The 16,200-nt window shown below is 41.1% G+C and carries 8 protein-coding genes and 1 pseudogene; all 9 read left to right on the top strand.

The window, feature by feature from the left end:
• Positions 1-47 precede the first annotated feature (47 nt).
• The 9 genes and pseudogenes from ACZM60_RS05260 to ACZM60_RS05220 all read left to right on the top strand — a co-directional run bounded on the left by ACZM60_RS05260 (position 48) and on the right by ACZM60_RS05220 (position 16,157).
• The gene (locus tag ACZM60_RS05260) at positions 48-1,247 is read left to right on the top strand and encodes a glycoside hydrolase family 76 protein (RefSeq protein WP_489520964.1); all 1,200 of its coding nucleotides are present in this window, start codon (positions 48-50) and stop codon (positions 1,245-1,247) included.
• A 494-nt stretch (positions 1,248-1,741) separates the two neighbouring features.
• Positions 1,742-2,068: pseudogene (locus ACZM60_RS05255) on the top strand (IPT/TIG domain-containing protein); the annotation flags it as partial.
• 48 nt (positions 2,069-2,116) lie between these two features.
• Positions 2,117-3,220, top strand: a complete 1,104-nt coding sequence (locus ACZM60_RS05250) for an IPT/TIG domain-containing protein (RefSeq protein ID WP_489520965.1) — start codon at positions 2,117-2,119, stop codon at positions 3,218-3,220.
• Positions 3,221-3,252: 32 nt separating this feature from the next.
• Entirely contained in the window at positions 3,253-6,354 is a 3,102-nt protein-coding gene (locus ACZM60_RS05245) for a SusC/RagA family TonB-linked outer membrane protein (protein WP_489520946.1), read from the top strand.
• A 16-nt stretch (positions 6,355-6,370) separates the two neighbouring features.
• The gene (locus tag ACZM60_RS05240) at positions 6,371-8,416 is read left to right on the top strand and encodes a RagB/SusD family nutrient uptake outer membrane protein (protein ID WP_484246836.1); all 2,046 of its coding nucleotides are present in this window, start codon (positions 6,371-6,373) and stop codon (positions 8,414-8,416) included.
• Between the two features lie 21 nt (positions 8,417-8,437).
• Positions 8,438-9,433 carry a DUF4973 domain-containing protein gene (locus tag ACZM60_RS05235; RefSeq protein WP_484246835.1) on the top strand — a complete coding sequence of 332 codons (996 nt, stop codon included), beginning with the start codon at positions 8,438-8,440 and terminating at the stop codon, positions 9,431-9,433.
• Between the two features lie 229 nt (positions 9,434-9,662).
• Positions 9,663-12,167, top strand: a complete 2,505-nt coding sequence (locus tag ACZM60_RS05230; protein ID WP_489520945.1) for a glutaminase family protein — start codon at positions 9,663-9,665, stop codon at positions 12,165-12,167.
• Positions 12,168-12,284: 117 nt separating this feature from the next.
• Positions 12,285-15,008, top strand: a complete 2,724-nt coding sequence (locus ACZM60_RS05225; protein ID WP_489520944.1) for an alpha-L-rhamnosidase — start codon at positions 12,285-12,287, stop codon at positions 15,006-15,008.
• 216 nt (positions 15,009-15,224) lie between these two features.
• A complete protein-coding gene (locus tag ACZM60_RS05220) occupies positions 15,225-16,157 on the top strand; it encodes a family 43 glycosylhydrolase (protein WP_489520963.1) in 933 nt (310 codons plus the stop codon).
• The last annotated feature ends 43 nt before the right edge of the window (positions 16,158-16,200 follow it).

Below are 16,200 nucleotides of genomic sequence, written 5' to 3'. Positions count from 1 at the left end.
TTTATACTATGTATTGCAGAAGATACTTTGTAGGAGTGAGCCTTATTATGCTTTCTTCTCTTTTAGCCATAGGGCAAGGATATACCAATCAGGATGTGTGGACGGCTTATTCCGGATTTAATAATGCTTTATTGGATGGTAAGAAATATATTTATAAAACGAATACTTCTTATCCTGAAGCGGTTGACCGGTGGAATGGAGCTGCTGCAATCTGGTGCCAGCCAATTTATTGGGATATGGCAATGAATGCCTATCGTTTGGCATGTAAATTAGGAGACAAAAAGAGAATAAAAGAATTTAAAGACTTGAGCCGCAAGATCTTTGAAGGAAATAAATCTCAGTATGCCGGATTCGATTTTCATGACAATAACGAGAATACAGGGTGGTTCATTTATGATGATATCCAATGGTGGACAATTACTCTGGCACGTGCCTATCAGCTATTCGGTAACGATGAATATTTGCAACTATCGGAGGCAAGCTTTAGTCGTGTGTGGTATGGATCGGATAGAGTAGGGGATACGGGTTCATATGATCCGAAAAAGAGTGGAATGTTTTGGCAATGGCAGCCTATTCAGCATCCAGAGCCTAATAACAGCGAGCGCGACGGCAAGATGGCTTGTATCAATTTTCCGACAGTTGTTGCAGCGATGACGCTTTACAATTGTGTACCTTCCACAAGAAAGCCTTCTGCTGATAAAGTACCTTTGTATCAAACGCGTGACCAGTATTTGGCAAAAGCGAAGGAGATCTATGATTGGGGGGTGAATAATTTGTTTGACTCAAAAAGAGGAAGGGTAGCCGACAGTCGTCATGGAGAACATGAACCCGATTGGAAGACACATGTCTATAATCAGGCGACCTTCATTGGAGCATCGGTACTTTTGTATCGGGCAACCGGTGTACGCAAGTATTTAGATAATGCAATTCTGGCTGCTGATTATACGGTAAAGAATATGTCTTCCGAGCATGGTGTATTGCCGTTTGAAGATGGGATAGAACAGGGTATTTATACTGCTATTTTTGCCCAATACATTGCCATGTTAGTGTACGATTGTGGTCAAACTCAGTATTTGCCTTTTTTAAAAAATACGATTCTTACAGGATGGAACAATAGAGATAAAACTCGTAATCTGTGTGGAGGAAGATATGAACAAAAGTTACCTGAAGATGAAGTGATTGATAGTTATTCTGCTTCAGGGATTCCAGCACTGATGTTGTTGTTTCCTGCAGAAGAAAAGCATTGAAAAACATATACATCCAATAAAATTTATGAATTATACTTATAAGGGCTGACTTCTTCAGTGAAGTTGGCCTTTTTTAATTAAATGACACTTTATAAAGAGAACAATTTGTAATTCATTTAGCGGTAGAACTACTAGGAGAAAAATATTGGATAGTTAATGTAAAAAAGTTTGATTCATATAAAAGCAGAGTATTTATGTTGTATGGAGTGAGCAGTATTTTATGTTGATTATATTTCTTATGTAGTTGGAAGTTCATTTCTTATTGGGGACAATAAAATGTGGTATTTATAATTATTATACAATTTTATTCAAAAGATTTGTACTTATTTGTTCTGTATAATGATTTGTATGTCAGCGTTTTGTGCGTAATGATTAGTTTCTTTCCTTTTTTGGATAAATATTTTCCCTTATATAATATGCGCTAAATTACTTTTGTATTGCTTGATTGTTACCACTTAGATTTAATATATAATTAACTTTTTATTTAGTGTCTTATGAAAAACTTAAAGTATGTAAGACGTGGGAGTATCTATTGGATACTGAGTCTTATTTTAGGGCTATCGGCATGTAAAGACAGTATGTCGGAAGAGGGAAACATCCCTTATGATCCAAATCTTCCTGTTGAGATTACGGGCTTTACTCCTGATTCAGGAACAGTAAAAACTCAAATGCTTATTGAGGGAAAAAATTTTGGAACAGATACCTCCTTGGTTAAAGTTTTTATAGGGGGAAAGCGAGCCGTATTAATTAATGCTAAGAGCAATTCCATTTATTGTATGGTTCCCGCTAAAAGTTATGAAGGGACTGTATCTGTTATGGTTGGTGATCAAAAGGCTATTGCTCCTAAAAAATTTTATTATAATAGAGAGATGATGGTTAGTACATTATACGGGAAAGTACGTGATGATGGTAAGTATGATGTAGTAGATGGACCATTTGAAGAATCTTTTACTAATTATTATGGTGTGCAGGAACCAACCTGGTTTTCGTTTAATCCTAATGATCCGACAGAACTTTATATGTCACAGGATAATGGTAAGCCGATTCGTATTTTTGACTTGGATGCAAGGGTCGTTCGTACAGGATTGACTACAGGAGAGGCTGGAATAGGACGTATGCGAACTCTTTCTTGGACGGCTGATGGTGATACATTAATAGTAGCTAGTGATGATGGAGGAGGAGGCGACAATGACAAAGATCGTAAGAGTGCTATTTATGTGACTAAGAATGGTAATGGAGAATTTAGGAACGCAGGAATTTTGGCTGCTGGAAGACAATGTAATGGAGTGGCTATCCATCCAGTCAATCATGAAATGTATTATAATAATTTCTCAAAAGGAGTACTGTACCGCTTTGACTATCATAAATGGGGGATTGGACCAGAGAATTGTATGGCACATCGTGAATATATTACAACTATTCAGGATAATGAATGGGAATTTAATATTGTTATTCATCCAAGTGGCGACTATGCATATCTCGTCGTTATCAATCGCCATTATATTATGCGGATGAATTATGACAAGGAGAAAAAAACATTTGGTGTACCTTATCTTATAGCAGGCAGCGTAGGACAAAGTGCATGGGTAGATGGTGTTGGGGCGAATGCTCGTTTGAGTTCTCCTTATCAAGGTGTCTTTGTTAAGAATCCGGAATATGAAAAGGCTAATAAAAGCGATGTCTATGATTTCTATTTTACAGATTCAGGGAATCATTGTATCCGTATTTTAACTCCGGAAGGGGTTGTTACCACTTATGCTGGTCGTGGTAGTGCTAATCTTAATAATGAGGCTAGAGGATATGTTGATGGCACATTGCGTGATGAGGCTCGTTTCAATAATCCTCGTGGTCTGGCTTATGATGAATTAAACAATGTGTTTTATGTAGGAGATATGGATAATCATATTATCCGTAAAATAGCTATGGAGGATGAAGAAAGTGTACACGAATCAGAAGAATTTTCTGGAGAATAGCAAACTGACGTAGAGAATATGGTAAATAATAAATGAAAAACACAGATAAGATGAAAAATATTATCACATTTCTTTTGGTGTTCTTCACCGCTACAACTGCTTTGGCTGAAAAAATTATCGTATCAGGAACAGTTGTTGATTCAAATAAAGAGCCGCTGATAGGTGTAAACGTGACAGTAAAAGATGTTCCTGGTTTAGGAACGATTACTGATATTGAAGGTCACTATCGGATTGAAATAGATTTATATAGTACATTGCTGTTTTCATATATTGGATTCGATACTTATAAAGTATTGGTAAAGGACAATATGAAAGTTGTAAATGTACAAATGAAGGAATCTTCAAATAATGTAATCGATGAAGTCGTTATTACAGGTACTGGTGCACAGAAAAAGATAAGTGTTACAGGTGCTATAACAACTGTGGGAGTGAAGGAACTTCAAGCTGCTCCTGGAGGAAACCTGTCGAATGCATTAGCAGGTAATGTACCAGGTATTATGGCTATGCAAACTTCGGGGCAGCCTGGGCAAAATACTTCGGAATTCTGGATACGTGGTATCTCTACATTTGGAGCCAATACTTCAGCCTTAGTATTGGTTGATGGATTTGAACGTGATTTGAATGATGTGAATATTGAAGATATTGAGTCGTTCTCAGTCTTGAAAGATGCTTCTGCTACAGCTATTTATGGTTCACGGGGTGCGAATGGCGTTGTATTGATTACGACTAAACATGGTGGAGCTGGTAAGATTAATATTGATGCAAAGGTAGAAACTTCTTATAATACGCGTACTATTACACCTGAATTTGCAGATGGCATTACTTATGCCAATATGATGAATGAAGCACGTATTACTCGTAATCAAGAACCTATCTATTCTCCTGGAGAATTGGAAATTTTACGCAGGGGATTGGATCCTGACCTTTATCCGAATGTTGACTGGATGGGAATGTTGTTGCGTGACGGGGCTATGCAGTATCGTGCGAACTTGAATCTGAACGGTGGTGGATCTACTGCTAGATATTTCGTGTCTGTCAGCTACTTACAGGAAAATGGTATGTATAATACGGATGAATCTCTCCGGAAGGACTATAATACCAATACAAATGCAGGAACATGGAACTATCGATTGAATACTGATATTGATATTACTAAGATTACATTACTGAAGGTTGGTGTATCTGGATCGTTAAGAAAATGGAACGAACCCGGATTATCAGGTGATATATGGAAATCCTTGATGTATCAGAACCCGATCAGTATCCCTGTTATGTATTCAAATGGTTACGTACCGGCTTATGGTACAGGAGAACAAACAAACCCATGGGTATTGGCTACTCAGACTGGTTATAAAGAACATTGGGAAAATACGGTACAAACGAATATTACGTTGGAACAAAAATTGGACTTTATTACTAAAGGTTTGAGATTTGTGGGACGTTTTGGTTTCGATACCTGGAATAAAACAAATATCGATAGAATCAAATGGCCCAAACAATGGAAAGCACAGCGTCAGCGTGACGAATATGGAAATTTGATTTTTACTAAGGTTTCTGATGAGCAGTTAATGACACAAAGTAGTTCTTCGGAAGGAAATAGAAGAGAAGTTTTTGAAGCTGAATTACACTATGACCGAGCTTTTAATGAGCATCATATAGGAGGATTGGTTAAGTTCAATTATGATTCTCAGGTTGCAACGGTGAATATTGGTGATGATATCAAAAATGGTATTGCCAGACGTCATATGGGACTGGCAGGACGTATTAGTTATAACTGGAAATTCCGATATTTTGCCGACTTTAACTTTGGATATAACGGGTCAGAAAATTTTGCAGATGGACACCGATTCGGTTTCTTCCCTGCTTTTTCTGTAGCTTGGAATGTGGCAGAAGAGCCGTGGATTAAAAAAATAGCTCCTTGGTGTAATATGTTTAAGTTACGTTACTCTTGGGGTAAAGTAGGTAATGATAATTTAAATATCGGAGGTGCGGAATATCGTTTCCCTTACCTTTATACAATTGGTGATGGAGGTAGTTATCAGTGGGGAGATTATTCCTATGATCGTAATTACGTAGGGTTGAAGTATACGGGTGTTGCATCTGTAGGAGCTACTTGGGAAGTTGCGACCAAACATGATGTGGGAGTCGACCTTTCACTTTTCAATGATAAATTTACGGCAACCGTCGATTATTTCCATGAACAGAGAGATGGTATCTGGATGGAACGCAAGTATCTTCCTGCTATTATAGGTCTTTCTGGTATTACTCCTAAAGCAAATGTCGGTAGTGTTTTGTCGGAAGGTTTTGATGGTAATTTTGCTTATCGACAGAAGATAGGAAAAGTTGATATAACTGTACGAGGTAATATCACATATAGCAAGAATACCGTTCTGGAAAAAGATGAAGAAAATAATGTTTATCCGTATCAAATGGAAAGAGGATATCGGATTGATCAAGCTAAAGGATTGATTGCCTTGGGACTCTTTAAGGATTATGATGATATCCGTAACAGTCCAAAACAGGAATTTGGAACAGTACAGCCGGGAGATATTAAGTATAAGGATGTGAATGGTGATGGTGTAGTAAATGATGGTGACCGTGTAGCTATTGGAGCTACTACCAGACCTAATATGATTTATGGCTTTGGTATTTCTGGAACATGGAAAGGATTTGATTTAAACGTACACTTCCAAGGTGCAGGAAAGAGTTCGTTCTTTATTGATGGTCCTACCGTTTATGCATTCAGTTCAGGCGAATGGGGAAACGTATTGAAGGATGTGGCTGAGTCTGACCGTTGGATTTCTGCCGATATTTCTGGTAATCCTGCGACGGAAAATCCCAATGCAGCATATCCTCGTTTGTCATTTGGAGGAAACAGTAATAATTACCGGGCTTCTACATTTTGGTTACGTGATGGTTCTTATTTACGCTTAAAGACATTGGAATTTGGTTATACATTACCTAAGCAGATTGTAAATAAGATCATGTTCAATAATATACGTATATTCTTCCGTGGAAGTAATATCCTGACATTCTCTAAATTTAAACTTTGGGATCCTGAGTTGCATAGCTCAACAGGAACAGAGTATCCGTTGTCCAGAAGTTTAACATTCGGTTTAACTGTTAATATTTAATATTATCTTATGACTTATGAAAAGTAAATATCTATTATATTCTGCACTTTTTTTGTTTGCGATGTCTTCTTGTGAAGATAAGTTGGATGCAGACCGTTATTTTGGAGATCGTATGACTATTGAAAAGGTCTTTGCTGACCGAGATTATTCGGAAAGATGGTTGTCCGACGCTTATTCTCATCTTATTGGTGTCAATGCCGATGTGTCAAGCAAAGGATTTACGATGTATTGTTTTGCAGATGATATGTATTTTGGTGATCGTGATGATAAGTATAAAAAATGGAAGAATGGTGAGTATGACGAGCAATGGGAGCAAGGACCATGGGGAGAGTGCTATACCGGAATTTATCAGGCTTCGGTTTTTATACACAATATAGATAGTAATACAAAGTTTACGGCAGAAGAGCGTGCTGACTACAAGGCTCAGGCTCGTTTTGTACGTGCTTATTATTACTGGCTGTTATTACGCAAATATGGACCTATACCTATTATGCCCGATGAAGGTATGGATTTTACACAAGAATATGAGGATTTGGCTGTGGCTCGTTCCAGTTATGATGAAGTAGCTAATTTGATTGCTTCCGAAATGCAGATTGCTGCAAAAGACTTGCCTCTGGAAAGAGGACCTTTGGCTATTGCTCGTCCTACCCGAGGTGCTGCTCTTGCAGCACGTGCTAAGGTTTTGCTATATGCTGCAAGTCCTATAAATAATCCTCGACCTGGTGATACTGAAAAATTTAGTGACTTAGTAAATTTTGATGGTAAGCACTTGATAGCCCAAGAATATGATGAGGCTAAATGGGCACGAGCCGCGGCCGCTGCACTTGATGTAATGGAATTACCCGGAAATCAGGCAAATGGAAAGAGATATGACCTTTATCATTTGGGAAGACGTACTTCTGGCTCTGTCGGATATCCTGTAACTATTGAGCCTTATGACGACGGGGATTTTTCTGAGCATACATGGCCTGATGGTTGGCAAGATATTGATCCGTTTGAATCTTATCGTTCATTGTTTGATGGTGAAGTGAGTGCTTCTGACAATTATGAATTAATTTTTACACGTGGTCAGAACCAATCTTCAGAGGGGGTGGATATGATGGTTGTTCATCAGTTGCCTACTAGTGCTACAGGTTGGAACACACACGGATTGACTCAAAAAATGTGTGACGCCTACTACATGAGTGACGGTACAGATTGTCCAGGAAAGGATTTTGAAATAGGAGGAGCTAATGGTACCATTCGTGAAACAGGATTTGTGGATGAAACAAATCAAGAAAATTATCCAGAATTGGGTGAACATCGAATTGGAGTTTCTCTACAGTATGTAAAACGTGAACCACGTTTCTATGCTTCGGTCGCTTACAACGGATCCACTTGGTTTTTGCTGAATGAATCGAACGATGCTAATAGAAATCAGCAAGTTTTTTATTACCGTGGTATGGGTAATGGATATAATAATAACAATGCTTTTTGGTTACGTACAGGCATTGGCGTTAAGAAGTTTGTCCATCCTTACGATACTCATGAAAATCGAGATATGGGGAAGATTCGCCAAAAGGCAGAACCTGCCATTCGCTATGCCGAGATATTGTTGATTTATGCTGAGGCTTTAAACGAACTTGATGGAACACATAATATAGAATCATGGGATGGTACTAAAACATATACAATAAAACGTGATGTAAATGAAATGAAAAAAGGTATTCGTCCTATTCGTTGTCGTGCTGGCATTCCTGATTATACTAATACTGAATATGCAAATAAGGATCTATTCCGGGAAAAAATCAAACGGGAACGTATGATTGAGTTGATGGGAGAGGGACATCGATACTATGATATACGTCGGTGGAAAGATGCGGAAAAAGAAGAATCTCAACCTATTTATGGTTGTAATACGTTGATGACAGAGCAATATAGAGATTTGTTCCATACGCCGGTAGTCGTGCCTTCATTGCCTACTAACTTTTCACGGAAAATGTATTTCTGGCCTATCAGTCATAGTGAATTAAAACGTAATCGTTTATTGACTCAGAATCCAGGATGGACGTATAATGATTAATTAACTATAAACCGAAAAATAATGAAAAAGATATATTCTTATATTATTTTATTGCTTGTTTCGTTTTGTTGGGTTTCTTGCAATAATGAGTGGGAAGATGAACAATACGAGCAATATGTATCGTTCAAAGCACCTATAGGCTCCAATGGAGTAACGGATATTTATATCCGTTATAAGAAAGATGGAAAGGTAACTTATCAACTTCCTGTTATCATAAGTGGTTCTACTTTTAATGAAAAAGACCTGAATGTAAAGGTAGAGGTTGATAATGATACATTAGGTATTTTAAATAATGAACGTTTTGGGCGTGAAGATTTGTATTTTTTACAACTCACGCCAGATTATTATACTTTCCCGGCTACAATCAATGTCCCTAAAGGAATTTCTGTTGTTACATTACCTATTGATTTTGATCTTACAGGTATTAATATGGTTAGAAGCTGGGTTTTACCTTTGACTGTTGTGGATGAGCCTGGGGTATATCTTGGTCATCCTCGTAAAAATTATGCCAAGGCTTTGTTGAATATTAAACCATTTAATGATTATTCAGGTACATATAGCACTACTACATTACAAACTTTTATCTCTAATGATGATGGTAGCTACGATCAGGCAAATCCAATTGTGAGAAATACTCGTACAGGGCAGGTTGTAGACGAAAATACAATTTTCTTTTATGCAGGTGCCATGGAAGAAGATTTGATAAATCGTGAAGATTATAAGGTAAATTTCTATTTTAACCCTGAGACCAAAATGGTTGAATTGTCTTCTGAAAATGAAAATTTAAAATTGGAACAATTGAAGAAGGAGCAGGCTGCATATACTGTTGCAGAAATTATGGATGAAGAACTTCCTTATTTGAAGCATCGTTATGTAATTTTTAATATTGAGTATACGTTTGTTGATTATACCTCCGTTAAAGGAATAGAAATTCCATATCATGTGAAAGGAACGATGACGCTTGAGCGTAAGATTAATACTCAAATTCCAGACGAAGACCAAGCTATTGAATGGTAAGATCTTCATAACCATCGTATCACTATATTCTTAATAGCGGATTTAATTGTTTTGAACTGCAAATGTTGTTTTTGGAACAATTATTTCCGCTGTTTTTTGTTCTTGCAGCATATTTTTGCATCGTAGGGTTGAAAGATTCATGAATATGACATTGACTTCTTTAAGAATCCTACCAACGTTTTTCTGACTAATTATTACTTAAAATTTAATACCAAAAGAAGTGAAAACAATGAAAAAACTGACAGCTACGACTTTGTTTGCTATGGGGATGTTTGCACAGCTTCAGGCAACAGATTTATTTACACCTGTACAAAAGACCGATTTACGGCTCCCTTCTGTACCTTTAATTACTTCCGATCCTTATTTGTCTATTTGGTCACCATATGATAAATTGAATGAAGGAACAACCAGACATTGGACCGACGATGAGAAGTCGCTGATTGGGGCGGTACGTGTAGATGGAAAAATATACCGCTTCATGGGAAAACAGGCACTCGAGTCATTGCTGCCTATGGCAGGTAGTGAAGACTGGGAAGGCGATTATACCTTTGAAGCACCGCAAGGCGATTGGACTTCGTTGAATTATAGCGTGAGTGGCTGGAAGAAAGGAAAAGGAGCTTTCGGTACCAGCGATATGCCTGTGGTACGGACTCAGTGGAATACAAAGGATATCTGGGTGCGTCGCGAGTTTAATTTAGATGATGTTCCGGCAGATGCTCCTGTCTACCTGAAATACTCGCACGACGATGTCTTCGAGTTGTACCTGAATGGTGAAAAGCTGGTGGCTACGGATTATGTCTGGAAGAATAATGTTCTGGTGGAGCTGTCGGATAAGGTACGTGCCAAAATGCAGAAGGGAAAGAACGTGATAGCGGCTCATTGCCACAATACAACCGGTGGGGCGTATGTCGATTTCGGATTGTATACATCGAATAAAAAAACTGCCGGATTCGAGAATGCTGCTGTTCAGAAGTCGGTAGATGTACTGCCTACACAGACTTATTATACATTTACTTGCGGACCGGTGGAACTGGATGTCGTATTCACCGCTCCGATGTTGATTGATGATCTCGATTTGATTTCTACTCCGATCAATTATGTTTCTTATCAGGCTACGTCTACCGATAAGAAGAGTCACGATGTACAGGTTTATATCGAAACAACTCCGCAGCTGGCTATCAATGAAATGACACAGCCTACCAAAGCGGAGATGATTAAAAAGAATGGCATCAGTTATGTGAAGGCAGGCAGCATTGACCAGCCGATAACAGCCCGTAAGGGGGATTTGATTTGCATCGACTGGGGATATGCTTATTTGGCTGGTAATAATGGGGCCAATACGTCTGTCAGTCTGGGCGATTATACCGATATGAAGGCTGTCTTTGCCGACAAGGGGGAACTGTTGCCTGGCCAAAGTGAAATTGTTACACGTGATGCCGACGATATGCCGGCCATGGCGTATGCCGACGATTTGGGAAATGTCTCCTCTACAGGTAAGAGTGGCTTTATGATGATCGGATACGATGATGTCTATTCGGTGGAATATATGTACGAGCGTCGGATGGCCTATTGGAAGCATGATGGAAAGGTTTCTATTTATGATGCCTTCGAACGTGCCAAGCAGAACTATCAGCAGGTGATGGAACGCTGCCGTGACTTTGATGCCATGATTATGAAAGATGCAGAAAAGGCTGGCGGAAGGAAATATGCCGAGATTTGTGCGGCTTCTTATCGTCAGGTGATGGCTGCCCATAAGCTGTTTACCGATAAAGACGGAAATTTGCTGTTCTTTTCTAAAGAAAACAATAGCAATGGTTGTGTCAACACGGTCGATTTGACTTACCCTTCTGCGCCGTTGTTCCTTGTGTACAATCCGGACCTGCAAAAAGCGATGATGACCAGTATCTTTGAGTATAGTGCTACAGGCAGATGGAACAAGCCTTTCCCGGCTCACGATTTGGGTACTTATCCTATTGCCAACGGACAGGTTTACGGAGGTGACATGCCGATTGAAGAAGGCGGTAACATGGTTATTTTGGCTGCTGCTATTGCAAAGGTAGAAGGTAATGCCAACTATGCTAAAAAGTATTGGGATTTATTGACTATCTGGACTGATTACTTGGTGCAGTACGGTCAGGATCCGGAGAACCAGCTCTGTACAGACGATTTTGCCGGCCATTGGGCACATAATGCCAATCTTTCTGTCAAGGCGATTATGGGAGTAGCCGGTTACAGTGAGATGGCTAAGATGCTGGGCTTGGATAGAGTGGCCGATGAGTATGCAGCAAAGGCTAAGAAGATGGCTCAGAAATGGATGGAAATGGCGGGAGAAAATGATCATTATCGTTTGGCATTCGACCGTGCAAATACGTGGAGCCAGAAATATAACATGGTCTGGGATAAGATGTGGGGATTGAATCTTTTCCCGGGTGTTATCGATAAGGAGATTAAGTATTACCTGACAAAGCAGAATGCGTTTGGCTTGCCTTTGGATTGCCGTAAGGAATATACGAAATCCGACTGGATTATGTGGACGGCTGCGATGGCTTCCGATATGGAAACTTTCCAGCAGTTTGTCGATCCGCTGTATAAATACATCAATGAAACGGTATCGCGTGTACCTATCAGTGACTGGCATCATACCGACAGTGGAGAATGGGTAGGATTCCGTGCTCGCTCTGTAATCGGCGGATACTGGATGAAGGTACTGATGGATAAAATGTTGGTGAAATAACCGGCATGCTCAGTTGAGTCTGTATAAATGCTGTGGAGATGACCTCCGGAGAGTTTATACAGACTGTTTTTATATGGAGCGCATTTTTTGTTATCTTTTTAAAATCTGGTAATGACTATGAAAAAGAAATTTCCAATATTGTTGTTGTTTGTGTGTTCCGGCTTTTCTTTAGGTGTTGCCCAGAAGGTATCGGTTGTTTCTCCCCGGGTTGAAATGCAGGAAAATCCGCTGGGAATAGACCGGAAAGATCCTCATTTTTCATGGCAGCTGAAGTCGGGTATGAATGATGTGCAGCAAACTGGATATGAGATTCAGATGGGAACCGATTTGCAGGGACTGAAACGGGGAAATAATCTGATGTGGCAGTCTGGACTGGTTTCTTCGGATCACATGCAGGTCGGCTATCAGGGCTCACCTCTACAGTCGGGCAAGGAGTATTACTGGAGGGTGCGTGTACATACCAATTGTGGGGAGAGTCATTGGAGTGCTGTTCAACGGTTTACCACGGGATTGCTGCATGACACAGACTGGGTGGCTAAATGGATTGGCGAAGATGCGATGTCAAATCCGGGTGAGTCGCAGACCGAACTGCATACCCGTTTGGCTGCCAGGTATTTGCGGAAAGATTTTCAGGCGTCCTCTCATGTCAGTCGTGCTACGCTGTATATCAGTGGATTGGGATATTATCAGGCTTTCCTGAACGGAAAATGTGTGAGCGAAGATTTGCTTACTCCCTCTATTACGTTCTATTCCGAAACCGTATATTACAATACGTACGACGTGACCAGGTTGGTACACGGAGGCGACAATGCGTTGGGGGTGATTCTTGGAAACGGTCGTTACTTCTGGGTAAGAGGAAGCGGTATGGAAGGGTTTGGCTTGCCTCGTTTGCTGGCACAGCTGGTGATTGAGTATGCCGATGGTACCCAAAAAATCATCGCTTCGGATGAGACTTGGAAGGTTACATCGAAGGGACCAATTGTAGCCAACAATGAGTTCGACGGTGAAGAATATGATATGCGAAAAGAATTGTCCGGATGGAACGTGAGCGGATACAATGATGCTGCTTGGAAGAACGCAGATATCATGTCGGTTCCCTGCAAGCGATTGCGTGCTCAGCCGTGCCCGTCGGTTGCCGTCATGGAACGTCTGAGGCCGTTATCTGTTACCCGTCTGGCATCGGGTAAGGTCCTGATCGATATGGGACAGAACATGGTAGGTCGGCTGAATGCTTCTTTTCAGGGAAAGGAAGGACAGAAAGTGATTATGCGTTTTGCCGAGCTTATAAATCCGGACAGTACCTTGTATGTAGCCAATTTACGTACGGCTCAGGCTACCGATGTGTTTACTCCTGCTGCCGATGGACGCTTTTCGTGGGCTCCTGTTTTTGTGTATCATGGATTCCGGTATGTGGAAATAGATGGTATAGAGGGACGTCCCGATACGGACGATTTTGTAGGCGAGGTGATGTACGACAAGATGAAATGTACCGGCGATTTTGAGACGTCCAATGCTGTCGTCAACCAGATTTTTAAGAATGCTTATTGGGGTATCCGGGGAAATTATCATAACATGCCTACCGACTGTCCGCAGCGGGACGAACGTCACGGATGGCTGGGCGACCGTGCTACCGGATGCTGGGGCGAGAGTTTCATGTTCGACAATGCGTTGCTGTATCGTAAGTGGTTGCAGGATATTGAAGAGTCACAGCGTGAAGACGGCGTCGTATCGGCTGTTTCCCCTCGTTTCTGGACGATTTATTCTGGCGATGTAACATGGCCTTCGGTGTATATATTGGCTGCCGAAATGCTGTACCGTCATTATGGAGATACGACGGCTATCATCAGGCACTATGATTCCATGAAACGCTGGGTAGAGTATATCTGTCAAAACTCCATGAAAGACGGACTGGTGGTACGCGATGAATGGGGTGACTGGTGCATGCCTCCCGAGTCTCCCGAGCTGATTCATTCGCAAGATCCGCTGAGAAAGACGGATGGAGCTATATTGGGAAGTACTACCTTTTATGGATTGCTGTATAAAATGATGGAGTTTGCTCGCCTGACAGGGCATCCGGAGGATGTTGATAATTACCGGACACATGCCGAAGTGTTGAAGAAGGCGTACAACAAACGCTTTTTCAACTATGAAACGGCTCAGTACGGCAACAACTCCGTTACGGGAAACCTGTTGTCGCTTCGTTACGGACTCGTGCCGGAGGGATACGAACAGCGTGTCTTTCAGAATGTAGTCGACAAAACGGAAAAAGACTGCAAGGGGCATGTCAGTGCCGGCGTGGTAGGCATACAGCATTTGATGAGGGGACTGACGGAATATGGCCGGAAAGACCTGGCGTATAAAATTGTGACCAACACAGATTATCCCAGTTGGGGATATATGATTGAAAAAGGAGCTACTACTATTTGGGAGTTGTGGAATGGAGATACGGCCGCACCCGATATGAACTCAGCCAATCATGTGATGCTATTGGGCGACTTGTTGATCTGGTATTACGAAAATCTGGCAGGCATCAAGAATGCCGAGGAGTCTGTCGGGTTCCGTCACATCGAGATGAAGCCCTGTTTCCCCGACGGACTGTCGTATGTCAAGGCTTCCTACCAGTCGGTTTCCGGCGAGATTGCCAGCCATTGGAGCCGGACAGGAAAGGAGTTTTCATGGGAAGTGACGATTCCTGCCAATTGCTCGGCTACGGTATACCTTCCTGTAGCTTTGCATCCTGAAAAGCCGGAAGCTGTCAGGGCTCACAGCATCAAGCGTGCAGGAGAGTATTGGGTTGTGGAGTTGGGCTCCGGAGACTATCGCTTTCAAAGTAAAATCTGAGCATGTTTTCCTGAAAAGTTGGTGAGATTTTATCTTTTTCTGAATAGATTTTTCGCATAAGATTCGCTTCTTTTCAGCATCTTTGTAATAGAGTTGTTAACAGTGACAATATAGCAGTGTAAAAGAGGGAGATTCTCTCTTTTATGCTGTTGATTTGTGTATTATAAATTTATGATGATGAAAACAAAAATATGGGTATCTGTCGTCTTATCTTTTATGGCGTGCGGGGGAATAGCGCAAGGTCAGTATCATAACCCGGTCATCGACGAGAGTTTGCCCGATCCGACTGTGATCCGTGCTGACGACGGATCGTTCTGGCTTTATGCTACCGAGAATATTCATAATCTTCCGATATATCGTTCGACCAATCTGGTGGACTGGAGCTTTCAGGGGACTGCTTTTACTGATAGTACGCGCCCTGATTTCGTGCCGGATGGAGGCATCTGGGCACCCGACATCAATCAGATCAACGGGAAATATGTTTTGTATTATTCCATGTCTACATGGGGTGGGGAATGGACATGTGGCATCGGAGTTGCTATAGCCGATGCTCCTCAGGGACCTTTCAAGGATCATGGAATGCTTTTCCGGAGCAACGAAATTGGGGTGAGAAATTGTATTGATCCTTTTTACATCGAAGACGGGGGAAAGAAATACTTGTTTTTCGGAAGCTTTCATGGCATTTATGCCGTGGAACTTTCCGATGACGGTCTGATGCTGAAAGAAAATACCCGTCCCTTGCGGGTGGCAGGCGATGCCTACGAAGGTACTTATATCTGCAAGAAAGGGAAATATTATTATTTGTTTGCTTCCATCGGCAGTTGTTGCGAGGGGTTGAAGAGTACCTATACCACGGTGGTGGGAAGGTCGGAGTCGTTGATGGGACCTTACTGGAATAAGGAGGGCAGGTCGATGCTCGACAACCAACATGAAATATTGATCAAGGTAAGTAATCATTTTGTGGGAACAGGACACAATTCGGAGATTGTGACTGATAAAAAGGGACAGGACTGGCTGTTTTACCATGCAGTGAAAGTGTCCGATCCGGAAGGAAGAGTGTTGATGCTCGATCGGGTACAATGGAAGGATGGCTGGCCGGAAGTAGAAAATGGCGTTCCTTCCGACAGCCACGATAAGCCTGTCTTTTAGTATGTATAACTTAAAAAGAGTTGGGTAATTTATGATTTTGAAA

Source organism: Phocaeicola sp., from assembly GCF_057861905.1.
Note: the sequence above shows the minus strand (reverse complement) of the source record. Positions and strands in the feature narration are given on the sequence as shown.

What these genes read in the sequence shown, in the direction of transcription:
- ACZM60_RS05260 (WP_489520964.1), top strand. Translation starts at nt 48, where the DNA reads ATGCTTTCTTCTCTTTTAGCCATAGGGCAAGGATATACCAATCAGGAT.
- ACZM60_RS05250 (WP_489520965.1), top strand. Translation starts at nt 2,117, where the DNA reads ATGATGGTTAGTACATTATACGGGAAAGTACGTGATGATGGTAAGTAT.
- ACZM60_RS05245 (WP_489520946.1), top strand. Translation starts at nt 3,253, where the DNA reads ATGAAAAACACAGATAAGATGAAAAATATTATCACATTTCTTTTGGTG.
- ACZM60_RS05240 (WP_484246836.1), top strand. Translation starts at nt 6,371, where the DNA reads ATGAAAAGTAAATATCTATTATATTCTGCACTTTTTTTGTTTGCGATG.
- ACZM60_RS05235 (WP_484246835.1), top strand. Translation starts at nt 8,438, where the DNA reads ATGAAAAAGATATATTCTTATATTATTTTATTGCTTGTTTCGTTTTGT.
- ACZM60_RS05230 (WP_489520945.1), top strand. Translation starts at nt 9,663, where the DNA reads ATGAAAAAACTGACAGCTACGACTTTGTTTGCTATGGGGATGTTTGCA.
- ACZM60_RS05225 (WP_489520944.1), top strand. Translation starts at nt 12,285, where the DNA reads ATGAAAAAGAAATTTCCAATATTGTTGTTGTTTGTGTGTTCCGGCTTT.
- ACZM60_RS05220 (WP_489520963.1), top strand. Translation starts at nt 15,225, where the DNA reads ATGGCGTGCGGGGGAATAGCGCAAGGTCAGTATCATAACCCGGTCATC.